The sequence below is a fragment of the Pseudomonas sp. SORGH_AS_0199 genome (assembly GCF_031453735.1).
GTDB classification, from domain to species: domain Bacteria; phylum Pseudomonadota; class Gammaproteobacteria; order Pseudomonadales; family Pseudomonadaceae; genus Chryseomonas; species Chryseomonas aestiva.
In genome coordinates this window covers 4810980-4837696 of the sequence record NZ_JAVJAE010000001.1, presented here as the reverse complement: position 1 = coordinate 4837696, position 26717 = coordinate 4810980, and the positions used below count along the sequence as shown (strand labels likewise).

The following is a 26717-nucleotide window of genomic DNA, read 5'->3' as shown; positions in this document are numbered from 1 at the left end:
GGGCGACAAGCAGAAGGGGCTCCGCGGAGCCCCTTCTGCTATTCAGGCATCGCGCCGGTAGGTGGTGCGACCACCCACCAGGGTGCGCTCGACGCGTCCCGCCAGGATGGGGCCCCGGAAGGGGCAGTTGCGGCCGCGGGACAGCCAGGGCGTCGCTGCCTGGGCGGTCGGCTGCTGGGCGAACAGCACCAGGTCGGCCGGCAGGTCCTTGGCCAGGCGGCCCGCGTCGAGGCGCAGGGCCTGGGCCGGACCCTGGGTCAGGCGGGCCAGCAGGGTCGGCAGATCCAGCAGGCCGTCTTCCACCAGCGTCAGGGCCAGCGGCAGCAGCAGTTCGACACTGCTGATGCCCGGCTCGGTGGCGGCGAAGGGGGCCAGCTTGGCATCCGCCTCATGGGGCTGGTGGTGGCTGGAGATGGCACCGATCACGCCGTCTCGCACCCCGGCTCTCAGGGCGTCGCGATCTCGCGCGGTACGCAGCGGCGGCTTGACGTGGTAGAGGCTGGAAAAGCCCTGCAGCGCCTCGTCGGTGAGCAGCAGCTGGTAGAGCGCCACATCGGCGGTCACCGGCAGGCCACGGGCCTGGGCGGCGGCGATCATCTCCACCGCGCGAGCACTGGTCAGCTGCCCGAAGTGGGCGCGTACGCCGCTCTGCTCCACCAGCAGCAGGTCGCGGGCCAGGGCGATGGTCTCCGCCGTCTCCGGAATCCCGGTGAGCCCCAGGAAGCTGGCGGTGGGGCCTTCATGGGCCAGCCCGCCATGGGCCAGATCGGCGTCGAGGGCGGTAAAGACCACAGTGAGGTTGAAGGTGGCGGCATATTCCAGCGCGCGCCGCTGTACCCGCAGATTCTCGAAGGGCTGCAGACCGTTGGTAAAGGCGACGCAACCGGCGTCGCGCAAGGCCATCAGCTCCGACAGCTGCTCGCCGGCCAGGCCCTTGGTCAGGGCGCCGATGGGGTAGACGCGGGCGTGATCGGCGGTGCGCGCCCGATCGAGGATGAGTTCGGCCACCGCGGTGGTGTCCAGCACCGGACGGGTGGTGGGCGGGCAGCACAGGCTGGTGACGCCTCCGGCCGCAGCGGCGCGGGTCTCGCTGTCGACATTGCCCTTGCGGGTCAGGCCCGGTTCGCACAGGGCGACATCCAGGTCGACCAGGCCGGGGGCCAGGATCAGGCCGCTGGCGTCCAGCTGCTCGTCGGCCTGAAAGCCCTGGGGCGCTTCACCGAGGGCCAGGATGCGACCCTGGTCGACATGGACATCGCTGATCTGGTCGAGACCGGTGGCCGGGTCGATCACCCGGGCATTGCGGATGCTCAGGCTCACTGCGCATTCTCCTGTAGCTGACGCTGGGCCGTCTGCCCGCTCATGGTCATCGACAGCACCGCCATGCGGACCGCGATGCCGTAGGTGACCTGGTTCAGGATGACCGACTGCTCGCCATCGGCGACCGCCGATTCGATCTCCACGCCGCGGTTGATCGGGCCGGGGTGCATGACGATGGCATCGGGCTTGGCGCGGGCCAGGCGCTGGCGGGTCAGGCCGAACAGCCGGTAGTACTCTCCTTCGCTGGGCAGCAGGCCACCCTGCATGCGCTCGCGCTGCAGGCGCAGCATGATCACTACGTCCACGCCGTCCAGGCCCTCGGCCAGGTCGGTACAGGTGCGCACGCCATAGAGCTCTTCGAGGCCGACCGGCAGCAGAGTGCGCGGCGCGACCACGCGGATGTCGCGGCAGCCCAGGGTGCGCAGCGCCAGCATGTCGGAGCGGGCGACCCGGGAGTGCAGGATGTCGCCGACGATGGCCACCGAGAGGTTGGCGAAGTCGCCCTTGTGGCGGCGGATGGTCAGCATGTCGAGCATGCCCTGGGTGGGGTGCGCATGGCGCCCGTCACCGCCATTGATGATGGCCACATCCGGGCAGACGTGCTCGGCGATGAAGTGGGCAGCGCCGGAGTCGGCATGGCGCACCACGAACATGTCGGCGGCCATGGCCTCCAGGTTGCGCAGGGTGTCGAACAGCGTCTCGCCCTTGCTGGTGGAAGAGGTGGAGACGTTGAGGGTGATGACGTCCGCCGACAGCCGCTTGGCCGCCAGCTCGAAGGTGGTGCGGGTGCGGGTCGAATTCTCGAAGAAGACGTTGCACACGGTCTTGCCGCGCAGCAGTGGCACCTTCTTCACCGCCCGGGCTCCGACCTCCAGAAAGGAGTCGGCGGTATCGAGCAATTCGGTGAGGAGTTCGGCAGGCAGGTCGTCGAGTGACAGGAAATGGCGCAATTGGCCCTGGGCGTTGAGTTGCAGCGAGCGCGTAGCGTCGGTCATGGCAGCGAATCCAGGTCAGGCGGCGGGGACGTCGCGGTATTCGAGGGCGAGCGGCGAGGGGCCGGTCAGCTTGACGCGCTGGGTGGGGGCCAGGCTCAGGGTGGCGCCCACCACGTCGGGCTGGATCGGCAATTCGCGGGCATTGACGTCCAGCAGGCAGACCAGGGTCACACTGGCGGGACGGCCATAGTCGAAGAGTTCGTTGAGCGCCGCGCGCACGGTGCGACCGCTCATCAGCACATCGTCCACCAGCACCAGGTGGCGACCATCGATCTCGAACGGCAGGGCCGAGGGGCGCACCTGCGGGTGCAGGCCCTTCTGGGTGAAGTCGTCGCGGTAGAAGGAGACGTCCAGGCTGCCCAGCGGGGTGTCCAGGCCGAGTTCGGCCAGCAGGGCCTCGGCGACCCAGAGGCCGCCGGTGTGGATGCCGACGAAGCCGGGATCGGTGATGCCGCGGCGATTCAGCGACAGACGCAGGTCGGCGGCCAGCCGCGGCAGGAGCTCGGCGGGAGAGGGCAGGTGCATGGCTACTCCGATTGCGGGCGCGCGGCCCGTTCCAGTTGTTGGGTCAGCCAGCCTTCCAGGAGGAGGGCGGCGGCAAGGGCGTCCACCGGGCGTTCGCGATAACCGTCGCGCTGACCGCCCTGCAGGCGCTCGCCCTTGGCGGCATAGGTGGTGAGGCGCTCGTCATGGGTATGCACGGGCAGGCCGTAGCGCCCCTGCAGGCGGCGGGCGAAACGTTCGGCGCGCTCGCTCATCTCGCTGGGCGTACCGTCCATGTTCAGTGGCAGACCGACCACCAGGGCGGTGGGGCGCCACTCGTCCAGCAGGCGCTGGATCTGCTGCCAGTCGGGTACGCCGTTCTGCGCCTTGAGGGTGAGCAGTTCACGGGCCTGGCCGGTCACGGCCTGGCCGACGGCGACGCCGATCTGGCGGCTGCCATAGTCGAATCCCAGATAGAGCCCGCTGGGCGCGCTCATGCGTGACCCGCCTGACGCGAGAGCAGCCGCAGGTCGACCCCCAGCAGGGCGGCGGCCGCGCCGAGGCGCTGCTCGCTCGGCGTCTCGAACAGCAGGGCGCTGGTGGCCGGGGTGGTGAGCCAGAGATTGGCCGCCAGTTCCTCTTCCAGCTGGCCGGGGCCCCAGCCGCTGTAGCCGAGGGTGATCAGGTGGCGGCTCGGGCCGGTGCCGTCGGAGAGGGCGAAGAGCACGTCCGGCGAGGTGGTCAGGCTCAGTTCTTCGAGTTCCAGGGTGTTCTGGAACACCGGGCCGGCGTCATGCAGGACGAAGCCCCGATCGGTCTGCACCGGGCCACCGGCATAGAGCACGACCTGGGCATCTTCCTGGGTGACCGGTATCTCGGGGCGCAGCTGTTCGAGCAGGTCGTCCAGGTGCAGGCCATTGGGGCGGTTGATCACCAGGCCCATGGCGCCATCCGGGCCGTGGTCGACGAGGTAGATCACCGTCTCGGCGAAATGGGGATCGTCCATCTGCGGCATGGCGATCAGGAGCTGGTGCTGTAGGGTGGTGCTGCAGGTCGGCTTCATGACCGGCAAGTTTCCCGGTTGCGCGGTCCGGCTTCAAGTCCAACGGCGTCCCGGACTATTGACTGGACAGGCGGTCGCCACGCTCGAAGCGCCAGGTGCGGATGATCTCCAGCCGGTCGATGTCGGCCAGATCGCCGCTGAAGGGAGCGAAGGGTGCCGCCAGCCGGACGATGCGCAGCGCCGCCTGGTCCAGCACCTGGCGTCCCGAGGACTCCAGCACCTGGACCTCGTAGAGCGAGCCGTCCTTGTTGATGGCCACCAGCAGACGCAGGCTGCCGTAGAGGCGGTCGCGCTTGGCCTGCTCGGGGTAGTTGAGATTGCCGATGCGTTCGATCTTGCGCCGCCATTCTTCCTTGTAACGGGCGCCCTTGTCCTTTTGCGTCGAGGCGGCATTGATCCGCCAGATCTTCGGCCGCTTGGCGTATTGCTGGCGTTCCTCGGCGAGCTGGGCTTCCAGGCTGGCGAGTTCGGCGGCCTGGCTGTCGGACTCGGGGCTGGGCGCATCGCGCTGCTCCCGCTCCGGCGTCTCGCGACTGGGTTCGGCCTTGGTCGGCCGCGCGGCGCGGGTGGTCACCGCGGCCTTGGGCGCCTGGGCGCGATCCGCCGCCGGCGGGCGAGCCGGAGGCGCGGCCTGGCGGATCTCGCTGTCGTGGAAAGGCGCCTGCACCGGGGTGCTCGGCGCCGCCGCCTTGTCCAGCGTACCGCTGCCCTGCTGGTTTTCCTGGGCCAGGAAGTCGGCCTGCTTGGGCGCCTCGTCGCTCTTGAAGCTGGCCAGCGTCACCTCCAGGGTGCGACTGATCTGGGTAGGCTCGGGCAGCGAAAAGCCGACGCCGAGAATCAGCACGACGTGCAGCAGGGTCGCGATGAGCAGCGTGAAGCCCAGGCGGTCGGCGGGACGAACCTGGGCGGCGGGGGAGGAGGCGGTGCTGGGCATTGACTGGGTCGGCAAGGGCAGAGGACGCGCGGCAGGGCTGGCGCCAGTCTGCGGATTGTATCCGCGGTTGTCCATGCCGCCGCGGGCGGCATGGACGCGCGCCTCAGCCCGCGCGTTGCTGCGCGATCACGTCCATCAGGCGTTCGGCGATGCGGGTGTCGTAGGCCGCATCGATCTCGCGGATGCAGGTCGGGCTGGTGACGTTGATCTCGGTCAGGTGCTCGCCGATCACGTCCAGACCGACGAAGAGCAGGCCGCGCTTGCGCAATTCCGGACCCACCGTCGCGGCGATCTCGCGGTCCCGTGCCGACAGCGGCTGGGCGACGCCGCGGCCACCGGCGGCCAGGTTGCCGCGGGTCTCGCCCTGGGCCGGAATGCGCGCCAGGCAATAGTCCACGGGTTCGCCGTCGATCATCAGGATGCGCTTGTCACCGTCCTTGATACCGGGCAGATAGCGCTGGGCGATGATCTGCTGGGTACCGTGGGCGGTCAGGGTCTCGAGGATCACCGAAAGATTCGGGTCGCCTTCGCGGTGACGGAACACCGAGCTGCCACCCATGCCGTCCAGCGGCTTGAGAATGACGTCGCCGTGGGTGCGGGCGAATTCGCGGATGATGTCGGCGCGGCGGCTGACCAGGGTTGGCGGCGCCAGCTCGGGGAACAGGGTGGCGAAGAACTTCTCGTTGCAGTCGCGCAGGCTGGCGGGACGGTTGACCACCAGCGTGCCGCCACGCTCGGCCTGCTCCAGCAGGTAGGTGGCATAGACGAATTCGTTGTCGAAGGGCGGATCCTTGCGCATCAGGATCACGTCCAGCTCGCGCAGCGGCAGGTCGACGTCTTCGCCAAAGGCGAACCAGCGCTCCGGATCCTGGAACACGTCCAGCTGCCGACCGCGACCGCGGGCCTCGCCATCGACCTGGTACAGGTCCTGCATCTCGAAATAGTGCAGGGTCCAGCCGCGCGCCTTGGCCGCCCACAGCATGGCCATGGAGCTGTCCTTCTTATAGGAGATGCGTTCGATGGGATCCATGACGATCCCCAGACGGATACTCATTGACGCTAGACCTCGGTTCTACGTGGGCAAGGCGTCAGAATAGCCCTTCGATCCCCTTCAGTGCCAATGCTTGCGCGATCGTCGTGGTGGGCGGGCCGGTGGTCCGCCACCAGGGGATCTGCGTGGTACGTCACGGTATTGTGTGCTACAAAGAGGCGCCGCCAAAGTGCCCGGATCGACATCATTCACGTTGCATCGACGATGAGCTGGTAGCTTGAACATGGAACAGTATTCGGAAGGGCTGAAGGTCATGGTGATCGACGACTCGAAGACGATTCGTCGGACCGCCGAGACCCTGCTCAAGAAAGTTGGCTGCGAAGTCATCACTGCCATCGATGGATTCGATGCGCTCGCCAAGATCGCCGATAGTCATCCCCACATCATCTTCGTGGACATCATGATGCCGCGACTGGATGGCTATCAGACCTGCGCGCTGATCAAGAACAACAGCGCCTTCCGCGCGACGCCCGTCATCATGCTCTCTTCCCGTGACGGACTCTTCGACAAGGCCAAGGGCCGCATCGTCGGCTCTGACCAGTACCTCACCAAACCCTTCAGCAAAGAAGAGCTGATCGGTGCGATCAAGACCCACGTCCCCAGTTTCACTCCGCTCGAACAAGCGTCCTGAGTGTCCTGAGGCGGGCGATTCTATCTAGTAGGAAATTTTCATGGCTCGAATTCTGATCGTCGACGACTCTCCCACCGAGATGTACAAGCTCACCGCCATGCTGGAAAAGCATGGTCATCAGGTGCTCAAGGCCGAGAACGGCGCCGACGGCGTCGCCCTGGCCCGCCAGGAGAAGCCCGACGCGGTCCTGATGGATATCGTCATGCCCGGCCTCAACGGCTTCCAGGCGACCCGGCAGCTGACCAAGGATGCCGAGACCAGCCATATCCCGGTGGTCATCGTCACCACCAAGGACCAGGAAACCGACAAGGTCTGGGGCAAGCGCCAGGGCGCCAAGGACTACCTCACCAAGCCCATCGACGAAGACACCCTGTTGCGCACCCTGGCGGGTGTCCTGCAAGGCTGAGGTCTTTCGTCCGTTTCTCGCGGCAGCGCCCCACTGGGCAGGGAATCCTATGAGCGACGCCTCCACGCCCTACGAGCTCTTGCGCCTGATCGATCTGCGCTGCCGCGAGCGGGCAGCCGGTCTGCCGGCGCAACAGGAAAACCAGCGCAGCTGGAGTGGCATCGGCTTTCGTCTCGGTGAATTGCGCTTCGTGATTCCCATGGGCGAGGTCAGCGAGATTCTGCCGGAGCCGCGTTTCACCGCTCTGCCCGGCGTCAAGCCATGGCTCAAGGGCGTAGCCAATGTGCGCGGTCGCCTGCTGCCGATCGCCGACCTGGGGCAGTTCCTCGGCGTGAAGATCCAGGCCCTGCGCAAACAGCGGCGGATCCTGATCGTCGACCATGGCGACCTCTTCGTCGGATTGGCGGTTGACGAAGTCCTGGGTATGCAGCATTTCGACATCGAGGCCTATCGCGAGCACGCCGACAGCGTGCCGTCGGGCCTGCACTTCTTTCTGGAAGGTGTCTTCCAACGCGACGTGCCCTGGCTGGTCTGCAGCCCGCGCGCCTTGGTCGAGCATCCCGAATTCATGGACGTCGCGGCCTAGGTCGCCAGACGTCCGGACGCTGCAAGGCGGATCGGGGTCGGGATGGCAGGAGCCGTCGCCGACGGGTGGGGGTAGGGCGCCGAACACCGGCTTCAAGCGAACCGGTCTGGCGTCCGACAAGGATAGAACTAAAGGAACCAAGGTCCAGGCGGGGGCCGCTGATGAACAAACTCAATACCGGGAAACTCAACGCGTGGGTCGCGGGCATGTTCGTGGTGCTGATCGTCGCGATCGTGCTGCTGTTCGCCAACTTCGCGTACCTGGGCACCCAGACCAACTACGACAACCAGTACCAGGGCCAGGCCACCGAGCTGCGCATCCTCTCGCAGCAGCTGGCCAAGAGCGCCAGTGAGGCCGCCACCGGCAAGGCCGAGGCCTTCAAGGACCTGCGTCAGGCGCGTGCCGAGTTCGAGCGCCGCCTGAACATCCTGCGCAGCGGTGATCCGCAGACCGGCCTGCCGCCTTCGCCGGCGATCCTCGGTCCGCGTCTGGATACCCTGGAGTCCCAGTGGGAGAACCAGCGCAAGCAGGTCGACAGCATGCTCGGCAGCGAGCAGACCGTGCTGTCCCTGCACCAGCTGTCCGGCGCCCTGGCCGATACCATTCCCCAATTGCAGGTCGAGAACGAAGAGATCGTCGACATCCTGATCGAGCGCGGCGCGCCCGCCAGTCAGGTGGTGGTGGCCCAGCGTCAGGCACTGCTCGCCGAGCGAATCCTCGGCGCCATCAACAAGATCCTCACCGGCGACGAAGCCGCTGTGCAGGCTGCCGACAGCTTTGGTCGCGACGCCAGCCTGTTCGGCCGGGTGCTCAAGGCCATGCGTGAAGGCAATGCCTCCATGGGCATCACCAAGATCACCGACCCCGAGGCGGTCGGCCGCCTCAACGAAGCCAACAAGCTGTTCGAATTCGTCTCCGGCAACGTCGACGAGATTCTCGCCACCTCACCCGAGCTGCTGCAGATCCGTTCCGCCGTGGGCCTGATCTATCGCGGCTCCCAGGCGCTGCTCGGTTCCGCCTCCGACCTCAGTGGCAGTTATGCCTCCCTGGCCCAGAGCCGCAAGATCAACACCGTGGGCAGCTACCTGCTGGTGTTCATCGCCCTCGGCGCCATCCTCTGCATCGGCTATATCCTGGTCCGCGACACCCGCCGCCGCCTGGCCGAGACCGACGAGAAGAACCAGCGCAACCAGACCGCCATTCTGCGCCTGCTGGACGAGATCGCCGACCTGGCCGACGGTGACCTGACCGTGCAGGCCACGGTGACCGAAGACTTCACCGGCGCCATCGCCGACTCCATCAACTACTCCATCGACCAGCTGCGCGAACTGGTGGAAACCATCAACCAGACCGCTGTCCAGGTGGCCGCCGCCGCCCAGGAGTCCCAGGACACCGCCACGGTGCTGGCCGAGGCCTCGGAACACCAGGCCCAGGAAATCGCCGGGGCTTCCGCGGCGATCAACGAGATGGCCGTGTCCATCGACCAGGTATCCACCAACGCCTCCGAATCCACCGCGGTGGCGGAGCGCTCCGTGGCCATTGCCAACAAGGGCAACCAGGTCGTGCACAACACCATCATCGGCATGGACAGCATTCGCGAGCAGATCCAGGACACCGCCAAGCGGATCAAGCGCCTGGGCGAATCGTCCCAGGAGATCGGCGACATCGTCGGCCTGATCAACGACATCGCCGACCAGACCAACATCCTGGCCCTGAACGCCGCCATCCAGGCCTCCATGGCCGGTGACGCCGGCCGCGGCTTCGCCGTGGTCGCCGACGAGGTCCAGCGCCTCGCCGAGCGTTCCTCGGGCGCCACCAAGCAGATCGAGGCCCTGGTCAAGGCGATCCAGACCGACACCAACGAAGCGGTCATCTCCATGGAGCAGACCACCTCGGAAGTGGTACGCGGGGCCGCCCTGGCCCAGGACGCCGGTGTGGCCCTGGAAGAGATCGAGAAGGTTTCCCAGAGCCTGGCCGGGCTGATTCAGAACATCTCCAACGCCGCGCGCCAGCAGTCCTCGTCCGCCAGCCACATCTCCAGCACCATGAACGTGATTCAGGAGATCACCTCGCAGACCTCGACCGGTACCACCGCCACCGCGCGCAGCATCGGCGAGCTGGCCAAGCTGGCCAGCGAGATGCGGCGTTCGGTTTCGGGCTTCAATCTGCCGAACGAGCAGCCGCTGGGCTGAACACAGCGGCCACATCGTGGTGTGGCGAGGGGGAGACGGGGTGGGGGAGTCGAGTTGGGCGTTGCGCCGTGCTCCCGAGCTGCCGGATGCGGACTTCGAGCGTTGGCGACAGTTGCTGGAAACCCGCGCCGGCATGGTGCTGGACGATCGCCAGCGCAGCTTTCTGCAGATCCAGCTGGCCGCGCGCATGCGCGAACTGACGATCGCGGACTACGACAGCTACTACCAGGTCGTCTGCGCCGGCATCGGCGGGCGCATCGAATGGGTTCGGCTGCTCGACCGCCTGACCATCCAGGCCACCCGCTTCTTTCGCCATCCGCCGTCCTTCGCGCTGCTGGAAACCTATGTGAACGAGTTCGCCAAGACCGCCGAGGGCGATAGCCTGACCCTCTGGAGCCTGGGGTGTGCCAGTGGCGAGGAAGCCTTTTCGATGGCCATCAGCACCGCCGAAGTGCTCACGCGGCAGACGCGCCCGCTGACGTTCGCCCTGACCGGTACCGACATCAGCAGCGAAGCCCTGCGCCAGGCGCGGCAGGGCACCTACAGCCTGCAGCGCCTGGCCGGGGTGCCGCCCGCCCTGCGCGAGCGGTATTTTCGTCCGCGCAGCGATGGCAACTTCGAGGTCGCCGCCGGCTTGATGGAGCGACTGTGCTTTGCCCGGCTCAATGTGCTGGAACTGGGCCAGGCCCCCTTGCAGGGGCTCAACGTCATTTTTTGTCAGAACTTGCTGATTTATTTCCGCCGCTGGCTGCGTCGAGACCTGCTCAACCAGCTGGTCCAGCGGCTTGCACCGGGTGGGCTCTTGGTCCTGGGTGTCGGTGAGGTGAGCAATTGGAGCCACCCGCAACTGATACCCGTCGATCATCCCGAAGTCCTGGCGTTCACCCGCCAGCTGGACCACCCGGCATGACAGGAGCCGAGATGATCGATCGACACGACTACGTAGCCCTCGAGTGGGTCAAGGGAGAGATCGCCGAAACCTTGCAGCAGGCCCGCAAGGCGCTCGAGGCGTTCGTCGACAACCCGCACGACCGTAGCCGCCTGGGTTTTTGTCGGACCTATGTGCATCAGGTCTACGGCACCTTGCAGATGGTGGAGTTCTACGGCGCCGCGCTGCTCGCCGAAGAGATGGAGCTGTTGCTGCAGGCCCTCCATGAAGAGCGGGTGAACAGCTCCGACGAGGCGCTGGAAGTGCTGATGCAGGCCATCCTGCAGGTACCGCCCTATCTGGATCGGGTTCTTGAAGCCCGCCGCGATCTGCCTCTGGCCATCCTGCCACTCCTCAACGACCTGCGTTCGGCGCGCGGCGAGAAGCTGCTCTCCGAGACCAGCCTGTTCTCTCCGGATCTCTCCGCCACGCCGCTGTCGCTGAGCGACGCCGAACTGGCCGACCGCGCCGCGCCGGACTGGCTGCCGCGCTTGCGCAAGTTGCGCCAGGCGCTGCAGGGCGCCCAGGTCGGGCTGTTCCGCGACCGCGATGTCCAGCTGCACCTGGATTACCTGCTGCGGGTGTTCGAGCGCCTGGACCAGCTCTGCGCCGGTTCGCCCTTTGGCGCACTCTGGCCGGTGGCGGCAGGCCTCACCGAATTGCTGCAGGCCGGCGAGCTGGACAACAGCAGTTCGATCCGCGGCCTGTTGCGGCAACTGGATCGCGAACTCAAGCGACTCATCAGCGATGGGGTGACCACCCTCAACCAGCCGGCGCCGGCCGATCTGCTGAAGAATCTGCTGTTCTACCTGGCCAAGGCGCCGGTGCAGAGTCCGCGCATCGCCGCGCTCAAGGCGCACTATCGCCTCGACGAGGCCCTGCCGGATGCCGAGCTGGTGGGCTTCGAGCGCTCGCGCATCGTCGGTCCGGATCGCGAAGCCATGCGCTCGGTGGTGACTGCGCTGTGCGAAGAGCTGGTGCAGATCAAGGACAGCCTGGACCTGTTCGTGCGCAGCGATCGCCAGCAGCCCGCCAGCCTGCGCGGGCTGCTGGCGCCGCTCAAGCAGATCGCCGATACCCTGGCGGTGCTGGGCTTCGGTCAGCCGCGCAAGGTGGTGCTCGAGCAGCACGAAGCCGTCGCCGAACTGGCCGATGGCGTGCGCGAGGCCAGCGACGCCGCCTTGATGGATATCGCCGGGGCGCTGCTCTATGTCGAAGCCACCCTGGCCGGCATGGTCAGCGGCAACGAGGTGGGTGATGCCGAAGAGAGCCGCTTGCCCACCACCGATATCGATCAGCTGCATCGGGTGGTGGTGCGCGAGGCGCGCAATGGCCTGGAGCAATCCAAGGACGCCATCATCGAGTTCATCGCCTCCCAGTGGAACCATGTCCACCTGGAGTCGGTGCCCCTGTTGCTGACCCAGGTCCGCGGCGGCCTGGCGATGATCCCGCTGGAGCGGGCCGCGGCCCAGGTGCAGGCGGCCAACGACTATATCTGCCAGCAGCTGCTGGGCAAGCAGGCCGTGCCGGACTGGCAGAGCCTGGACACCCTTGCCGACGCCATCACCAGCGTCGAGTACTACCTGGAGCGCCTGGCGGAAGATCCCTCCACGCCCCACGACATGATCCTCGACATCGCCGACGAGAGTCTCATCGCCCTCGGCTATCCGCCCAGGGCGGCTGGCGACGGCGAGGCGGCGGCAGCGCCCCTGGCCTCCGGTGAGGTCGCGCCGCCGGCTCTGGATCTGCCGGAAGACCAGCCCCTGGTTGCCGAACCGGTGACCGAAGAGGCGCTGGAATTTACCGCGCTGCCGGTCGAGGAACATGTATACGCCGGCGAAGCTTCGCCGGCCGAGTTCGAGTCAATCGCAGCGGAAGCGCCGCTGACCGCCGATCTTCTGGAGGCAGACGCGGCGGCCGAGGGGGCGGATGACGAGCCGCTCGGCGAGACCGCGCCCGCGCATGACGAACCCGAGGCGCTGCTGGCCGACAGCGAGGCGGACAGCCTGTCGCTGGCGACCGCCGATGCCGATGCCGATGTGATCGCCGAGGTATTGGCCGCGCCGGTCAGTCCCATCAACCCCCCGGCAGCGCAGGTGCCGCACGCGCTGCTGCCGCCCGCCGCCGACGCCGAGCCGGTCGAGGACGAACTGCGCGAGGTCTTTATCGAAGAGGCCGGCGAGGTCCAGGCGGAGCTGGAACGCTTGCTGCCGATCTGGGAGGCCGAGCCCGAGCAGCGCACCGCCCTGAGTGAATTGCGGCGCAATTTTCACACCCTCAAGGGCAGTGGCCGCATGGTCCAGGCACTGGTCATCGGCGAATTGGCCTGGGCCCTGGAAAATCTGTTCAATCGCCGGCTGGACCACAGCGTCGCCCACAGCACCGCCCTGCAGACGGTGGTCGAGCAGACCTGCGCCCTGCTGCCGGAGCTGGTCGAGGAGTACGCCGAAAATCGTCAGCGGCAGCGCGACGACGTCGACTGGCTGGCCCACGCCGCTCATGCGCTGGCCCGTAACGAAGCCTTGCCCGAGCGTACCTCACCGGGCAGCGCAGCCGCCTCCGCGCCGGCGACGCTCCCCGAAGCGGAGGTGCTTGAGCCTGAGGTCGCGGCACCCGTCGCCGCCGAAGCCGATACCCAGCTGCTGGATATCTTCCGCACCGAGGCCCAGGCGCACCTGGAAACCGTGCGCCGCTTTCTCGAGCAGTCCGAAGCCGGCAGTGCCCAGCCGGTCTCCGACAATCTGTTGCGTGCCCTGCACACCCTCAAGGGCAGTGCCCATATGGCGGGCAGTTCGCCGATGGCCGAGCTGGCGTCCGCGCTGGAACGGCTGGCCAAGGAATACAAGCTCGCCCATATCGCCTTCGCCGAACCCGAGTGCGCCTTGCTGGCCCGGGGTGCCGAGTTGCTGGAGCAGCGCCTGGGCGAACTCGACGAAGGGGCGCTGGCAACGCCGCTGGCAGGCGCGCCGGACGTCATCTCGTCCTGCGAAGCGCTGCTGGAGGAGCTGGATCCCCAGTTGCCGCTGCCCGAGGCACCGCTGCCGGAGCAGCGTGACATCCTGCGGCTGACCGATTTCCTCATGCCCGGAATGGACCTGTTGCTGGAGGCCGATGAGCGCCTGCATGCCTGGCGGACCGGTGGTGACCAGGCGGCCTGCGCGGATCTGCTGGCCGAGCGGCTGAATACCTTTGCCGATGGGGCCGCCCGGGTCGGGCTGGCCGATGTCGAGCAACTTGCTGAAGCGCTACAGGTAGTCTATGCCGCCGCGGCGAGCGGCTCGCTGCCCGCCGACGACGCCTTCTTCCGCGAAGCGGCAGAGGCCCAGGAAGCCCTGATCAGCATGCTCAACCAACTGGCCGGTGGCATGCGGGCCACGCCGAGCGAAGAGCGGATCCAGGGCCTGCGCGGCCTGCTGGCCGGCATTCTCGCCGGGTTGCCCATGGCGGCCACCAACCTGCTGGCCGAGCCCGAACCCGAAGAGCTTTTCGATCCGGCAACGGCCACGCTGGTCGCACCCGAGCTGGCGCTGGACGTCGAATTGCCCGCCGAAGCCGAAGCCGAAGCCGAAGCCGAAGCCGAAGCCGAAGCCGAAGCCGAAGCCGAAGCCGAAGCCGAGCCTGAGCTGGAGTCGCTGGATCAGCCGGAAGAGCTGCTGCCACCTTTGGTGGACAGCGAGCCGGCGGATGCCGTCGAGGTCGAGCCCGAGGCTGCCGAGCCCGTCGATCCGGAGATGCAGCTGATCTTCCTCGAGGAAGCCCAGGATCTGCTGGACAGCGCCGACCGGGCCCTGAAGCGTTGGCTGGTGGAGCCGCAGCAGCGCTTCCACCTTGGCACCCTGCAGCGCGATCTGCATACCCTCAAGGGCGGCGCCCATCTCGCCGGGGTGATGCCGGTCGCGCGTCTGGCGACGGAGCTGGACGCCATCTACGAAGGCCTGCTCGATGGCCGTCTCGCCGGTGGCGCCGAACTGGGCAACCCCCTGCGTGACGCCCATGGCTGCCTCGCCGCGCAGCTCGAAGAGCTGGCGGCGGGTGACCCGGTCAGTGAGCATGGCGAGCAGGTCGAGCGCCTGCAGCGCATCCGTACCGGCCATCTCGATGAACGGCTGGGGTCGGACGCCGCCGGGTCTACCCCAGGCGAGTTTGAGCTCGGCGAAGCCATCGCGGACCAGCCGACGGCTGCGGAGTCGTCGCTGTGTGCGCCGACGCCCCTGGCCGCCGCGCCGGAGTCGGACGAGGGACCCGACGCCGAGTTGCTGGCCATCTACATCGAAGAGAGTCGCGACCTGCTCGACAGCATGGCGAACTCGCTGCGCGCCTGGGAAGCCGAACCGCACAACAGTCTCGAACTGGAATCCCTGCTGCGCGACCTGCATACCCTCAAGGGCGGTGCGCGCCTGGCCGAGGTGGATGCCATCGGCGATCTGGCCCATGCCCTGGAGGCCTTCTACGAGGGTCTGGCGCGGGGAAGGATCAAGCCCGGTGCCGACCTGGGCAGTCTGCTGCAGCGCTGCCACGATCGTCTGCACGAACAACTCGAAGCCCTGGCCCAGGGGCAGGCTTCGGCGCCGGCTGGCGACCTGATCGAGGCCTTGCGTGACTACCGCGGCGAGCCGCTGGCGGCCGGCGTGACGGCCGCGCCCGTGGTTGCCGCACCGGTCTTCGACGCCGACACCGATGCGGAAATCCTCGAAATCTTCATGGAGGAAGCCCAGGACCTGCTGGTCAGCATGGACGAGGCCCTGGCGAACTGGCCGGCCGCGCCCGACGTGGCGGTGGACGAGTTGCTGCGCTGCCTGCATACCCTCAAGGGTGGTGCGCGCCTGGCCGGTCTGCACGGCCTGGGTGAGCAGGCCCATGAGCTGGAACAGCAACTGGCGGAATTGCGCTCGCTCGCCGTGGGATTGAGCGAGGACGATCGCGAGCGGGTACGCGCCCTGGCGACCCAGGGGGTCGACGGACTGCAGCTGGCGGTCGCCCAGCTGGCACTACCGGCCGCCGCTCCGGCGAGTACGTCCCCGGTGCCGGTCGAGACGGCCGAAGCCGAAGCCGAAGCCGAAGCCGAAGCCGAAGTCGCGATCGAGTCTGATCTGCCGGCGGCCGCGGACCTGGCCGGGGATGACGAGACGCCAGGCCCAGACGCCGAGTCCGGCGTCGCGAGCCCGTTCGCCGCATCGCCTGAGCCGACCAGTACCACGGCACCGGTCATGGTGGCGGCCGAGACGCCTGCGCCAGCGGCTGCGCCGCTGCCGTTCGTGCAGCGCCTGCAGCAGGTCCGCCAGCAGGCGGCGCAGCGGCGCTCTTCCCAGGAACTGGTGCGGGTACCGGCCGCGTTGCTGGAACAGCTGGTCAACCTGGCGGGCGAGACCTCGATCTTCCGCGGCCGCGTCGAACAGCAGGTCAGCGACATCGGTACCACCCTCGGCGAGATGGAAGCCACCATCGAGCGGGTCCGCGATCAGCTGCGCCGGCTGGATACCGAGACCCAGGCGCAGATCATCAGTCGCCACCACGAAGACGTGGATCGCGCCGGCTACGAGGATTTCGACCCCCTGGAGCTGGATCGCTATTCCCAGCTGCAGCAGCTGTCCCGGGCGCTGTTCGAATCGGCTTCCGACCTCCTGGATCTGAAGAACACCCTGGGCCAGCGCAATCGCGATGCCGAGACCCTGCTGCTGCAACAGGCGCGGGTCAACACCGAGTTGCAGGAAAGCCTCATGCAGACCCGCATGGTGCCTTTCGAGCGCATGGTGCCGCGACTGCACCGGGTGGTACGCCAGGTCAGCGCCGAACTGGACAAGCCGATCGAGCTGCGCGTCGACAACGCCGAAGGCGAGCTGGACCGCACGGTGCTGGAGCGGATCATTCCGCCGCTGGAGCACATGCTGCGCAACGCCATCGACCACGGGGTCGAGGACGCCGCCGGGCGCCAGCGCGCCGGCAAACCGGCCGAGGGCGTGATCAGCCTGGATCTGCGCCGTGAAGGCGGCGACATCATCCTGACCCTGGCCGATGACGGCCGGGGCATCGACCTGGCCGCGGTGCGCCGCAAGGCCATCGAGCGCGGCCTGATGGCGGAGGACGCGCAACTCACCGATCAGGACCTGCTGCAGTTCATCCTCGAATCCGGCTTCTCCACGGCGCCGACCGTCACCCAGATTTCCGGGCGGGGCGTGGGCATGGACGTGGTGCACCAGGAGGTGAAGCAACTCGGCGGCAACATGGACATCCACAGCGTGGCGGGCGAGGGGACGCGCTTCACCATCCGCCTGCCGTTCACCGTGTCGGTGAACCGCGCGCTCATGGTGCATGCCGGCGATGACCTCTATGCCGTGCCGCTGAACACCATCGAGGGTATCGTGCGGGTGACCGCGGCCGATCTCGAGCGCTATTACCGCCCGGGGGCGACGACCTTCGAATACGGCGGCCAGCACTATGACCTGCGCTACCTGGGCCATCTGCTCAACAACGGCCAGCAGCCCAAGCTGAGCGGCCAGAGCCTGCCGCTGCCGGTAGTGCTGGTGCGTTCCGCCGAATACGCGGTCGCCGTGCAGGTGGATGCGGTGGCCGGCTCGCGGGAGATCGTGGTGAAGAGCCTCGGTCCGCAATTCGCCGGGGTACCGGGCCTGTCCGGTGCCACCCTGCTGGGGGACGGGCGCGTGGTGGTGATTCTCGACCTGCTGGCGATGATCCGCAGCCAGCGCGCCAGCGGCGAAGAGCTCGCCCGGCTGGCGCAGGGCCCGGCCACGGTGGCCGAGGTCACCCGGCCGGCGCTGGTCATGGTGGTGGACGATTCGGTCACGGTGCGCAAGGTCACCAGCCGCCTGCTGGAACGCCACGGCATGGAAGTCTTCACCGCCAAGGACGGGGTGGATGCCATCGCCCAGTTGCAGGAGCGGCAGCCGGACATCCTGCTGCTGGACATCGAGATGCCACGCATGGACGGCTTCGAGGTGGCGACCCTGGTGCGCCATGACCCGCGCCTCAAGGACCTGCCGATCGTGATGATCACCTCCCGAACCGGGGAAAAGCACCGCGAGCGGGCGCTGAGCCTGGGCGTGAACGAATACCTGGGCAAGCCCTACCAGGAGAGCGAACTCCTGGCCCACATCCATCGGTTGGTCAGGCAAGATGACTGAGATGCACACCGCCCGCGTCGCCATCCTGGCCGACAGTCCGCTGCAGCGCCACGTGCTGCAGCAGGTGCTGGCCGACAATGGCTATCACGTCGTCCTCAACAGCGATCCGGAGCGCTTCGACGAAGCGGCCTGGCCCACGGTCGCGACCGACCTGTGGCTGATCGACCTGAGCCAGACGGAGGAGTCGCCACTGGTGGACGCGCTGCTGGAGGGGGCCGAGGTGCCCATCCTGTTCGGCGAAGGCCAGGCTCCCGAGCGTTTCACCGACCCCTTCACCCAGTGGGAAAAGCGCCTGATCGGCAAGCTCAAGCGGCTGATCGGCGATCCGGTGGCGGCGGTCGGCCCGGCCCTGGAAACCCTGCTGCAGGACCAGCCGCGACCGCCGCGCCTGACCCTGCCGGAACCCCTGGCCAATCTGCCGCTGCCAGCCGGCGATCCGGCCCCCGAGGTCTGGTTGCTGGCCGCGTCCCTGGGCGGTCCGGCGGCGGTGAAGGCCTTTCTCGATGCCCTGCCGGGCGGTCTGCCGGTCGGCTTCCTCTATGCCCAGCACATCGGCGACGGCTTTGCCGCCAGCCTGCTGCGCGCGGTCGGCCGGCACAGCCAATGGCATATCCAGGGCGCGCGCCCGGGTGAGCCGGTACGCTGCGGCGAGGTGGTGGTGGTGCCGACCCAGCAGGAGCTGACCTTTCGCGCCTCTGGTGCCCTGGACATCGTCGAGCGCGCCTGGCCCGAGCCCTATACGCCGTCGATCAGCCAGATGATGCTCAATCTGGCGCAGCACTTCGGCGCGCGCTGTGGGGTCATCGTCTTCAGCGGCATGGGCAACGACGGCACCGCTTCGGCGCCCTATGTGCGGCGTCGCGGTGGCACGCTCTGGACCCAGTCGGCGAGCACCTGCATCGCCCCGAGCATGCCGGAAAGCCTGCGCGAATCGGGTCTTGCGACCCTTACCGCCGATCCCCGCGGCCTGGCCGAAGCCCTGGTGGCGCGCCTGGCCGAGCAGCGAAGCTAAAGGAATTCCCCATGTCGACCGCCGCTCCCGCCGAACACCTGACCGGTCTGCTGCTGACCCTGGCCGATCGTACCCTGCTGCTGCCCAACGCGGCGGTCGCCGAGCTGGTGCCCTGTCGCGAGATCCGGCCGCTGCCGGTGCAGCCGGACTGGTGCCTGGGCCAGGTCGCCTGGCGCGATCTGCGCCTGCCGCTGATCAGTTTCGAAGCGCTGTCCAGCGGCAGTGCCGCGCAATTCGATGGCGATCGCCATGCGCGGGTGGCCATCCTCAACGCCCTGGGTGGGCGTGAGCGGGTGCGCTTCCTGGCGCTGCTGATCCGCAGCATTCCGCGCTCGTTGCGCATCACCCCGGAGCTGGTCGCCGCCGAGGTGCCCCTGGCCGCCCTGGAGCTGGGCGCCGTGGCCTACGAAGGCGGCACGGCGCGCATTCCCGATCTGATCGGCGTAGAAGAACGGCTGGCCGCTGCTGGTGTGTTCTAGGACTGCCGGGTGAGGCGCATCTTGCCGTTTTCATCCAGGCTGACAGCGACTCCGCGGTAATCCGCCAGGGTCGGCAGCCCCAGGTCCAGCGGCTGGCGATGGGTCGCGGTGATGGCCACGGCATCGGCGCCGGCCGCCTTGGCCGCGGCAAAGCCGGCGTGGGCATCCTCGAACACCAGGCAGTCGCCGATCGCCACTCCCAGCTTGCGCGCACCCGCCAGGAAGCAGTCCGGCGCGGGCTTGCCCTGGGTGACGTCTTCGGCGCAGATCATCACCGGCGGCAGGGCCATGCCGGCCGCGGCGAGCCGCACTTCCGCCAGCCGGCGCGAGGCCGAGGTGACCAGCGCCCAGCTGCCGGTTGGCAGACTGGCGAGGAAGGCCGCCGCGCCGGGGATTTCCTGGATGTCGGCGACGTCGGCGATCTCCAGTTCGGTGATGGCGCGGGTCTCGGCGTCGATGTCCGCGCCCGCCGGAGCGAAGCGTTGCACCGTTTCCACGGCCCGCACTCCGTGCATCACGGCGAGGACGTCCGCCGGATCGAGGCCGTGGCCGAGTGCCCAGGTGCTCCAGGCGCGTTCGGCGGAGGCCACGCTGGTGAGCAGGGTGCCGTCCATGTCGAACAGGAAGGCGGCGTAGGGGCGAGAGGGCAGGGTCATCCGGGGCTCCAAAACTATCCGTGGGGAAGGGACGGACCGCCGTGGGCAGCGGCCCGCGGGCAGATCAGGGGGTCTGGAAATCACCCCAGAGTTGCTGGGCCACACTCAGGGCCACCACCGGGGCGGTCTCGGTGCGCAGCACCCGCGGTCCCAGGCGGGCCGGCTGGAAACCAGCGGCGCGGGCGGCCGTGACTTCGGCCTCGCTCAGGCCGCCTTCCGGGCCGATCAGCAGGGCCAGGCGGGTGGGGCGGGCATGGCTTTCCAGAGGCTCCGCCACCGGGTGCAGGACCAGCTTGAGATCGGCGTCCAGCCCGGCCTGCCAGTCGGCCAGCAGCTGCGGCGGATGGATCAGCGGCACCGTGGAGCGACCGCACTGTTCGCAGGCGCTGATGGCGACCTGGCGCCAGTGCTGCAGGCGCTTGTCGGCGCGTTCATCCTTGAGGCGCACCTCGCAGCGTTCGCTGACCAGCGGGGTGATCTCGGCCACGCCCAGTTCGGTGGCCTTCTGGATCGCCCAGTCCATGCGCTCGCCGCGGGACAGGCCCTGGCCGAGGTGGATGCGCAGCGGCGAATCGGGTTGGCCGGGCAGTTCCTCGGTCAGCTCGACGCTGAGGGTCTTCTTGCCCACCGCGGTGACCTGGCCGAGGTATTCGCGGCCGCTGCCGTCGAACAATTGCATGGCATCCCCCGGCGCCAGGCGCAGCACGCGGCCCAGGTAGTGGGCCTGAGCCTCGGGCAGGTCGAGGTGGCCGAGGGCCAGGGGCAGGTCGAGGTGGCAGCGGGTTAGACGCATGGCGGACTCCAGATCAGCCGGGATCGCGGTGGTTGGGGTGCAGGTCGCTCAGGGCGACGCTGACCGAGGTGCGGGTGGCAAGCTCGATGCCTTCGCTCGCCACCTCGGCGAGGAAGTCGATCTGCTCGGGGGTGATGACATAGGGCGGCAGGAAGTAGACCACGTTGCCCAGGGGTCGCAACAGGGCGCCACGGGAGAGGGCGTGCTGATAGACGGCGAGACCGCGGCGCTCCTGCCAGGGGTAGGGCGTACGGCGGGCCTTGTCGGCGCTCATCTCGATGGCCAGGGCCATGCCGGTCTGGCGCACCTCGCCCACGTGGGGATGAACGACCAGGTGCGCGGTGGCCTCGGCCATGCGCCGGGCCAGGGGCTTGTTGGCCTCGATGACGTCGTCCTGGGCGAAGATGTCCAGGGTCGCCAGGGCGGCGGCGCAGGCCAGCGGATTGCCGGTGTAGCTGTGGGAATGCAGGAAGGCGCGCAGGGTGTGGTAGTCGTCGTAGAAGGCCTGGTAGACCGCATCGGTGGTGAGGCAGGCGGCCAGCGGCAGGTAGCCGCCGGTGAGGGCCTTGGACAGGCAGAGGAAATCCGGACGGATGCCGGCCTGCTCGCAGGCGAACATCGTCCCGGTGCGACCGAAGCCCACGGCGATCTCGTCGTGGATCAGGTGCACGCCATAGCGATCGCAGGCCTCGCGCAGGAGGCGCAGATAGACCGGGTGGTACATGCGCATGCCGGTGGCGCCCTGGATCAGCGGCTCGACGATGACCGCGGCGACGCTGGCGTGGTGCTCGGCCAGGGTGCGCTCCATGTGCGCGAACATCTGCCGCGAATGCGCTTCCCAGTCCATGCCCTCGGGGCGCAGGTAGCAATCGGGACTGGGCACCTTGAGGGTGTCCAGCAAGAGACCCTGGTAGGTCTCGGTGAACAGCGCCACGTCACCCACCGACATGGCCGCGACCGTCTCGCCGTGGTAGCTGTTGGTCAGGGTGACGAAGCGGCGCTTTTCCGGCTGGCCCACGTTGCGCCAGTAGTGGTAGCTCATCTTCAAGGCCACCTCGATGCACGAGGAGCCGTTGTCGGCATAGAACACCCGGTCGAGGCCGGCCGGGGTCAGGGCGACCAGGCGCTCGGACAGTTCGATCACCGGCTGGTGGCTGAAGCCGGCGAGGATGACGTGCTCCAGCTGGTCGACCTGGGCCTTGATGCGCTCGTTGATGCGCGGATTGGCGTGGCCGAAGACATTGACCCACCAGGAACTGACGGCATCCAGGTAGCGCTTGCCGTCGAAGTCCTCCAGCCAGACGCCTTCGCCACGGCGGATCGGGATCACCGGCAGCTGCTCGTGATCCTTCATCTGGGTGCAGGGGTGCCAGAGCACCTCCAGGTCACGGCGCATCCAGTCGTGATTGGTCATTGGCGTCTCCTGGCGGCGGGCCCGGCGATAAAAAGGGGGCGCAAGCCTAAGCCAGGGCGCGCGACGGGAGCAAGGCGCGGGCCGATTGCCGGTCATGGCGCCGTCTGGTTGCCCCGGGGCCGCTGGCGTATGCTGCGCCACCGCCGTTTCCCGGTCCCAGGAGTCTAGAAAAGATGTCGTCGCGTTGGACAGGTTTTACCGTCTGCTTGGCAGCCGGCGTATTCGCTACCAGCCTGAGCGCAGGCGCTGCCGAGAAGGCCCATAAAGAGACGCACAAGGCGCCGGAAAAGGCTACCGCGGCACCCGTAGCGCCCAGTGGTCCCTCGGTGATCGTGGTCGGTGCCGGCATGGCCGGTCTGGCCTCGGCCTATGAACTGCAGCAGGCCGGCTGGAACGTGACCCTGCTGGAAGCCGGCGCGCGCGTCGGCGGTCGTTCCGGTCTCGCCTCCAGCGAATGGATCGGCGACACCAAGGCCCAGCCGGTGCTCAACCACTACCTGGACACCTTCAAGCTCAAGACCGTGGACGCGCCGTCCTTCGTGCGCACCCCGGGCTATCTGATCGAAGGCCAGTACTTTTCCCAGGAAGACCTGGCGCAGAAGATGCCGGCCGTGGCCGATGCCCTCAAACGCGTCGACAAGTCCCTGGACGATCTGGCTGCCGCCATCAGCGATCCGCTGCAGCCGACCGCCACCCCGACCCTGCACGCCCTCGACCAGATCAACGCCGCCACCTGGCTGGACAAGCAGAATCTGCCGCCGGTGGCGCGCCAGCTGATCAACCAGCGCATCCGCGTCCGCTACGACGAGCCCTCGCGGCTGTCGCTGCTCTATCTGGCCCAGCAGACCCGCGTCTATCGCGGCGTCGACGACAAGGACCTGCGCGCCTCCCGTCTGCCCGGTGGCAGCGAGGTGCTGGCCCAGGCCTTCGTCAAGCAGATCAAGACGATCAAGACTGACAACAAGGTCTCCAGCATCGTCCAGGACAAGGATGGTGTCGTGGTCAAGGCCGGTGCCACCGGCTACAAGGCCGACTACGTGGTGATGGCGGTGCCGCTGCGCGCCCTCGGCCAGGTGCAGATGACCCCGGCGCTGGATGCTACCCAGCAGGCGGCGATCAAGGGCACCACCTATGGCTGGCGCGACCAGATCCTGCTCAAGTTCAAGACCCCGGTGTGGGACAGCAAGTCGCGCATGAGCGGCGAGATCTACAGCGACCAGGGCCTGGGCATGCTGTGGGTGGAGCCGGACGTCAAGGGCGGCGCCAATGTGCTGGTTAACCTGGCCGGTGACAGCGCGCGTCTGGTGCAGGCCTTTGGCGACAAGCAGATGGTCGATCAGGTGCTGATCCGCTTCCACGCCTTCTACCCCAAGGCGCGGGGTGCCTTCTCCGGCTACGAAGTCCGTCGCTACAGCCGCGATCCGGGCGTGGGCGGTGCCTATCTGGCCTATGGTCCGGGCCAGATCACCCGCTACTGGCGGCTGTGGGAAAAGCCCGCCGGCCGGGTGATCTTCGCTGGCGAGCACACCGATCCGCTGCATCCGGGCACCCTGGAAGGCGCCCTGGCCAGCGGTCAGCGCGCTGCCGGTCAGGTCCGCGATCTCAAGGCCGGCAAGGCCGTGGTGCCGGTCGTGGCCAGTGCCAAGACCGCTGCCCAGCCGGCTGCTGCGCCCAAGGCCGCCGCCGCTGCGACGGCCAAGGACAGTGGCGAGCACGGCTTCTTCTGGAAGCTGTTCCACTGGTCGTTCTGATCCCTGCCTGAGCCCGGGCGCTGCCATCGCGCAGCGTCTGGGTCGGAGCGGACGGGGCCTTCGCGCGCCGTCCGATCCATCGATTCCTTCGATATTGATTCGATACTTTTTCCGCTTTCCATCGATACGTTTGCGGCTAGGCTTAGGCAAAGCTTTTTCAGGAGAGAAAAGCGATGCACTGGCGCAACGATGGCCTTCGCTACGGTCTGGTAAGTCTGGTTCTGCATTGGGTCATGGCCCTGGCGATCGTCGCCATGTTCGCCTCCGGCCTGTGGATGCGCACCCTGGACTACTACGACACCTGGTACCACACCGCCCCCGAACTGCATAAGAGCGCCGGCATCCTCTTGCTGATCGCCCTGGTGCTGCGCCTGCTCTGGCGCCTGGTCAGTCCGCCGCCGCCGGTGGAGGGCAGCCCCCTGGTGCGCCGCGCCGCCGGTGCCGGGCACTTCCTGCTCTATGGGCTGATGCTCAGCGTCATGGTGGCCGGCTATCTGATCTCCACCGCCGATGGCGTGGCCATCGATGTCTTCGGCTGGTTCAAGGTTCCGGCGACCCTGAGCGGCCTGCCGGATCAGGCCGATACCGCCGGCAAGATCCACCTCTGGTTCGCCTGGACGCTGATCGTCCTGGCCGGTCTGCACGTGGTGGCCGCGCTCAAGCACCATTTCGTCGACCGCGACGGCACCCTGGTCCGCATGCTCGGTCGGGTCCACACTCCTTCCTGATGTTCGCTTCCCACCACCACCTGGAGCTCCATCCAATGCTGAAGAAAACCGTTGCCGCCCTGGCCCTGGGTACCGCTCTGCTGGGCGCTGGCCAGGCCATGGCCGCCGACTACAAGATCGACAAGCAGGGCCAGCACGCCTTCATCCAGTTCCGCATCCAGCACCTGGGCTACAGCTGGCTGTACGGCACCTTCAAGGACTTCGACGGCAACTTCAGCTTCGATGCCAAGGATCCGTCCGCCGACAAGGTCAAGGTGACCATCAACACCGACAGCGTCGACACCAACCACGCCGAGCGTGACAAGCACCTGCGCAGCGCCGACTTCCTCAACGTCGCCGCCCATCCCCAGGCCAGCTTCGAATCGACCAAGGTCACTCCCACCGGCGATGGCACCGCCGACGTCACCGGCAACCTGACCCTGAACGGCGTGACCAAGCCGGTCACCATCAAGGCCCACTTCATGGGCGAGGGCAAGGACCCGTGGGGTGGCTACCGCGCCGGCTTCGAGGGCACCACCACCCTCAAGCTCAAGGACTTCAACATCCAGAAGGACCTCGGCCCGAAATCCCAGGAAGTGGAATTCATGCTGTCCTTCGAAGGCGTGCGCCAGTAACGGGACGCCCGCAGGTTGTAACCAAAGATGCCGGATTCGTCCGGCATTTTTATGCCTGGTCGTTTTTGCCGACGAGGCGGGCGACACCGGGATTCCCCGGCAGAACTCGCCTCCCGCCTCATGGTCTGCTACCGAGGTCGGTCGCACTGGCCTGACTTCTGTCGGCATAGCCATTTTCACGAGACGTCGGAGTAGCCGGCGAGATACCCGAGTAAGGCGCTTGGGTTATTTACAAACAGTCGTGAACGTAAGTATATTTGTCTGATAATAATTCCTATGCTCGAGCCGGTGCGGATCCACAAGGCGCGCTGCGCATGCTCATTTCCCCGCTTTCAAGGACTTTTGATATGCAGATCAAGCCGGCGCATGCCTTTTTCGCTCCCGCCCTGCTGGCCGTGGCCCTGGCCCTGGGTGCCTGCGGCAAGCAGGACAACAAGGACCAGCAGCAACAGCAGCAGAAGCCCCCGGAGGTCGGGGTGGTGACGATGCAGCCTCGCACCGTCACCCTGACCGACGAATTGCCCGGGCGCACGTCCGCCTTCCGCATCGCCGAGGTGCGGCCGCAGGTGAGCGGCATCCTGCTCAAGCGCTATTTCACCGAAGGCGCCGACGTGAAGGCCGGCACCCAGCTCTATCAGATCGATCCGCGTACCTACGAGGCCAACGTCAATTCCGCCAAGGCCTCCCTGGCCCAGGCCCAGGCGACCCTGGCCTCCAACCGGCTCAAGGCCCAGCGCTATGGCGCCCTGGTCAAGGAGCAGGCGATCAGCAAGCAGGAAGCCGACGATGCGCTGTCCATGCAGCGGCAGAACGAAGCCCAGGTGGAATCGGCCAGGGCCGCGCTGCGCAACGCCGAGATCAACCTAGCCTATACCAAGGTCGCCGCGCCCATCTCCGGGCGCATCGGGCGCTCGATGATGACCGAAGGCGCCCTGGTCACCGCCGACCAGACCAGCGCCCTGACCAGCATCACCCAGCTCGATCCCATCTATGTCGACGTGACCCAGTCCGCCACCGATCTGCTGCGCCTGCGCCGCGAGCTGGACAGCGGTCAGCTGCAGAAGGTGCAGGGCGAGAACGCCGCCCAGGTCAAGCTGATGCTGGAAGACGGCACTGCCTACAGCCGTCCCGGCAAGCTCAAGTTCGCCGAGGTCTCGGTGGACCAGGGCACCGGCTCGGTGACCATCCGCGCCGAATTCCCCAACCCCGACAAGCTGCTGCTGCCCGGCATGTTCGTGCGTGCCGAGCTGCAATCCGGCGTGCGCCAGAATGCCCTGCTGGTGCCGCAACAGGGTGTGACCCGCGATCTCAAGGGCCAGCCCACCGCCATGGTGGTCAACGGCGAAGGCAAGGTCGAGCAGCGGATCCTCAAGACCGAGCGCACCGTCGGCGCCGAATGGCTGGTCACCGACGGCCTCAAGGCGGGTGACAAGGTCATCACCGAAGGTCTGCAGAAGATCAAGCCGGGTGCCACCGTCACCACCAAGCCGGCGAGCAACATCGCCTCCGCCGAGCAGAAGCCGGCGGATCAGGGTCAGTAAG

At 67.5% G+C, this 26717-nt stretch carries 22 protein-coding genes; 12 read left to right on the top strand and 10 right to left on the bottom strand.

Going from position 1 to position 26717, the window contains the following annotated elements; all coding sequences use genetic code 11:
* Positions 1 to 42: 42 nt before the first annotated feature.
* The 7 genes from QE444_RS22590 to gshB form a co-directional block, all read right to left on the bottom strand.
* Positions 43 to 1320: a dihydroorotase gene (locus QE444_RS22590; protein ID WP_285387788.1), complete on the bottom strand. Its 1278-nt coding sequence runs from the start codon at positions 1318 to 1320 to the stop codon at positions 43 to 45.
* Positions 1317 to 2315: an aspartate carbamoyltransferase catalytic subunit gene (locus QE444_RS22585; RefSeq protein ID WP_133861452.1), complete on the bottom strand. Its 999-nt coding sequence runs from the start codon at positions 2313 to 2315 to the stop codon at positions 1317 to 1319. Before QE444_RS22585 ends, QE444_RS22590 begins: the two co-directional genes overlap by 4 nt.
* 15 nt (positions 2316 to 2330) lie before the next feature.
* Entirely contained in the window at positions 2331 to 2840 is a 510-nt protein-coding gene (pyrR, locus tag QE444_RS22580) for a bifunctional pyr operon transcriptional regulator/uracil phosphoribosyltransferase PyrR (RefSeq protein WP_133861451.1), read from the bottom strand.
* A 2-nt stretch (positions 2841 to 2842) separates the two neighbouring features.
* The gene (gene ruvX / locus QE444_RS22575; RefSeq protein WP_133861450.1) at positions 2843 to 3295 is read right to left on the bottom strand and encodes a Holliday junction resolvase RuvX; all 453 of its coding nucleotides are present in this window, start codon (positions 3293 to 3295) and stop codon (positions 2843 to 2845) included.
* A complete protein-coding gene (locus tag QE444_RS22570; protein ID WP_285387792.1) occupies positions 3292 to 3861 on the bottom strand; it encodes a YqgE/AlgH family protein in 570 nt (189 codons plus the stop codon). The genes ruvX and QE444_RS22570 overlap by 4 nt, the downstream gene beginning before the upstream one ends.
* A 55-nt stretch (positions 3862 to 3916) precedes the next feature.
* A complete protein-coding gene (locus QE444_RS22565) occupies positions 3917 to 4795 on the bottom strand; it encodes an energy transducer TonB (RefSeq protein ID WP_187980360.1) in 879 nt (292 codons plus the stop codon).
* Positions 4796 to 4898: 103 nt separating this feature from the next.
* The gene (gene gshB / locus QE444_RS22560; protein WP_133861447.1) at positions 4899 to 5849 is read right to left on the bottom strand and encodes a glutathione synthase; all 951 of its coding nucleotides are present in this window, start codon (positions 5847 to 5849) and stop codon (positions 4899 to 4901) included.
* 220 nt (positions 5850 to 6069) lie between these two features.
* Between gshB and pilG the strand changes: the two genes are divergently transcribed.
* The 8 genes from pilG to QE444_RS22520 all read left to right on the top strand — a co-directional run bounded on the left by pilG (position 6070) and on the right by QE444_RS22520 (position 19219).
* Complete coding sequence (gene pilG, locus QE444_RS22555) at positions 6070 to 6477, top strand: twitching motility response regulator PilG (RefSeq protein ID WP_007161679.1); 408 nt, start codon at positions 6070 to 6072, stop codon at positions 6475 to 6477.
* A gap of 40 nt (positions 6478 to 6517) precedes the next feature.
* Positions 6518 to 6883 (top strand): twitching motility response regulator PilH, encoded by a 366-nt coding sequence (gene pilH / locus QE444_RS22550; RefSeq protein WP_007161680.1) that lies wholly within the window; start codon positions 6518 to 6520, stop codon positions 6881 to 6883.
* Between the two features lie 49 nt (positions 6884 to 6932).
* Positions 6933 to 7469 (top strand): chemotaxis protein CheW, encoded by a 537-nt coding sequence (locus tag QE444_RS22545; RefSeq protein ID WP_273860888.1) that lies wholly within the window; start codon positions 6933 to 6935, stop codon positions 7467 to 7469.
* Positions 7470 to 7630: 161 nt separating this feature from the next.
* Positions 7631 to 9661 carry a methyl-accepting chemotaxis protein gene (locus QE444_RS22540; protein WP_280308746.1) on the top strand — a complete coding sequence of 677 codons (2031 nt, stop codon included), beginning with the start codon at positions 7631 to 7633 and terminating at the stop codon, positions 9659 to 9661.
* A 61-nt stretch (positions 9662 to 9722) separates the two neighbouring features.
* Complete coding sequence (locus tag QE444_RS22535; RefSeq protein ID WP_273860886.1) at positions 9723 to 10571, top strand: protein-glutamate O-methyltransferase CheR; 849 nt, start codon at positions 9723 to 9725, stop codon at positions 10569 to 10571.
* An 11-nt stretch (positions 10572 to 10582) separates the two neighbouring features.
* Positions 10583 to 17728, top strand: coding sequence for an Hpt domain-containing protein (locus tag QE444_RS22530; RefSeq protein WP_309741770.1), 7146 nt, complete (start codon positions 10583 to 10585; stop codon positions 17726 to 17728).
* Positions 17721 to 18740, top strand: a complete 1020-nt coding sequence (locus QE444_RS22525) for a chemotaxis protein CheB (RefSeq protein ID WP_273860884.1) — start codon at positions 17721 to 17723, stop codon at positions 18738 to 18740. The genes QE444_RS22530 and QE444_RS22525 overlap by 8 nt, the downstream gene beginning before the upstream one ends.
* An 11-nt stretch (positions 18741 to 18751) precedes the next feature.
* Positions 18752 to 19219, top strand: a complete 468-nt coding sequence (locus tag QE444_RS22520; RefSeq protein WP_007161686.1) for a chemotaxis protein CheW — start codon at positions 18752 to 18754, stop codon at positions 19217 to 19219.
* Here QE444_RS22520 and QE444_RS22515 read toward each other — a convergent pair.
* The 3 genes from QE444_RS22515 to QE444_RS22505 all read right to left on the bottom strand — a co-directional run bounded on the left by QE444_RS22515 (position 19216) and on the right by QE444_RS22505 (position 22082).
* Positions 19216 to 19875, bottom strand: coding sequence for an HAD-IA family hydrolase (locus tag QE444_RS22515; protein WP_273860883.1), 660 nt, complete (start codon positions 19873 to 19875; stop codon positions 19216 to 19218). The two genes, QE444_RS22520 and QE444_RS22515, sit on opposite strands and share 4 nt — an antisense overlap.
* Positions 19876 to 19939: 64 nt before the next feature.
* Complete coding sequence (locus QE444_RS22510) at positions 19940 to 20668, bottom strand: 16S rRNA (uracil(1498)-N(3))-methyltransferase (RefSeq protein ID WP_273860882.1); 729 nt, start codon at positions 20666 to 20668, stop codon at positions 19940 to 19942.
* A 13-nt stretch (positions 20669 to 20681) separates the two neighbouring features.
* On the bottom strand, positions 20682 to 22082 hold the full coding sequence (locus tag QE444_RS22505; RefSeq protein WP_309741764.1) for an adenosylmethionine--8-amino-7-oxononanoate transaminase: 1401 nt from the start codon (positions 22080 to 22082) through the stop codon (positions 20682 to 20684).
* 173 nt (positions 22083 to 22255) lie between these two features.
* On the opposite strand from QE444_RS22505, the gene QE444_RS22500 reads away from it, so the two are divergent.
* The 4 genes from QE444_RS22500 to QE444_RS22485 all read left to right on the top strand — a co-directional run bounded on the left by QE444_RS22500 (position 22256) and on the right by QE444_RS22485 (position 26716).
* Positions 22256 to 23833: a flavin monoamine oxidase family protein gene (locus QE444_RS22500; protein WP_273860881.1), complete on the top strand. Its 1578-nt coding sequence runs from the start codon at positions 22256 to 22258 to the stop codon at positions 23831 to 23833.
* 173 nt (positions 23834 to 24006) lie between these two features.
* Complete coding sequence (locus tag QE444_RS22495; protein WP_064307485.1) at positions 24007 to 24561, top strand: cytochrome b; 555 nt, start codon at positions 24007 to 24009, stop codon at positions 24559 to 24561.
* A gap of 35 nt (positions 24562 to 24596) precedes the next feature.
* Positions 24597 to 25175 carry a YceI family protein gene (locus QE444_RS22490; protein ID WP_059313566.1) on the top strand — a complete coding sequence of 193 codons (579 nt, stop codon included), beginning with the start codon at positions 24597 to 24599 and terminating at the stop codon, positions 25173 to 25175.
* Positions 25176 to 25522: 347 nt separating this feature from the next.
* The gene (locus tag QE444_RS22485) at positions 25523 to 26716 is read left to right on the top strand and encodes an efflux RND transporter periplasmic adaptor subunit (protein WP_285387797.1); all 1194 of its coding nucleotides are present in this window, start codon (positions 25523 to 25525) and stop codon (positions 26714 to 26716) included.
* The last annotated feature ends 1 nt before the right edge of the window (position 26717 follow it).

Bases quoted from the DNA above. Each gene is read 5' to 3' on its own strand.
- QE444_RS22505 (WP_309741764.1), bottom strand. From the start codon at position 22,082: ATGACCAATCACGACTGGATGCGCCGTGACCTGGAGGTGCTCTGGCAC.
- QE444_RS22545 (WP_273860888.1), top strand. From the start codon at position 6,933: ATGAGCGACGCCTCCACGCCCTACGAGCTCTTGCGCCTGATCGATCTG.
- pilG (WP_007161679.1), top strand. From the start codon at position 6,070: ATGGAACAGTATTCGGAAGGGCTGAAGGTCATGGTGATCGACGACTCG.
- gshB (WP_133861447.1), bottom strand. From the start codon at position 5,849: ATGAGTATCCGTCTGGGGATCGTCATGGATCCCATCGAACGCATCTCC.
- QE444_RS22585 (WP_133861452.1), bottom strand. From the start codon at position 2,315: ATGACCGACGCTACGCGCTCGCTGCAACTCAACGCCCAGGGCCAATTG.
- QE444_RS22525 (WP_273860884.1), top strand. From the start codon at position 17,721: ATGACTGAGATGCACACCGCCCGCGTCGCCATCCTGGCCGACAGTCCG.
- QE444_RS22495 (WP_064307485.1), top strand. From the start codon at position 24,007: ATGCACTGGCGCAACGATGGCCTTCGCTACGGTCTGGTAAGTCTGGTT.
- QE444_RS22490 (WP_059313566.1), top strand. From the start codon at position 24,597: ATGCTGAAGAAAACCGTTGCCGCCCTGGCCCTGGGTACCGCTCTGCTG.
- QE444_RS22515 (WP_273860883.1), bottom strand. From the start codon at position 19,875: ATGACCCTGCCCTCTCGCCCCTACGCCGCCTTCCTGTTCGACATGGAC.
- QE444_RS22520 (WP_007161686.1), top strand. From the start codon at position 18,752: ATGTCGACCGCCGCTCCCGCCGAACACCTGACCGGTCTGCTGCTGACC.
- ruvX (WP_133861450.1), bottom strand. From the start codon at position 3,295: ATGAGCGCGCCCAGCGGGCTCTATCTGGGATTCGACTATGGCAGCCGC.
- QE444_RS22510 (WP_273860882.1), bottom strand. From the start codon at position 20,668: ATGCGTCTAACCCGCTGCCACCTCGACCTGCCCCTGGCCCTCGGCCAC.
- pilH (WP_007161680.1), top strand. From the start codon at position 6,518: ATGGCTCGAATTCTGATCGTCGACGACTCTCCCACCGAGATGTACAAG.
- QE444_RS22540 (WP_280308746.1), top strand. From the start codon at position 7,631: ATGAACAAACTCAATACCGGGAAACTCAACGCGTGGGTCGCGGGCATG.
- QE444_RS22570 (WP_285387792.1), bottom strand. From the start codon at position 3,861: ATGAAGCCGACCTGCAGCACCACCCTACAGCACCAGCTCCTGATCGCC.
- QE444_RS22485 (WP_285387797.1), top strand. From the start codon at position 25,523: ATGCAGATCAAGCCGGCGCATGCCTTTTTCGCTCCCGCCCTGCTGGCC.
- pyrR (WP_133861451.1), bottom strand. From the start codon at position 2,840: ATGCACCTGCCCTCTCCCGCCGAGCTCCTGCCGCGGCTGGCCGCCGAC.
- QE444_RS22530 (WP_309741770.1), top strand. From the start codon at position 10,583: ATGATCGATCGACACGACTACGTAGCCCTCGAGTGGGTCAAGGGAGAG.
- QE444_RS22565 (WP_187980360.1), bottom strand. From the start codon at position 4,795: ATGCCCAGCACCGCCTCCTCCCCCGCCGCCCAGGTTCGTCCCGCCGAC.
- QE444_RS22500 (WP_273860881.1), top strand. From the start codon at position 22,256: ATGTCGTCGCGTTGGACAGGTTTTACCGTCTGCTTGGCAGCCGGCGTA.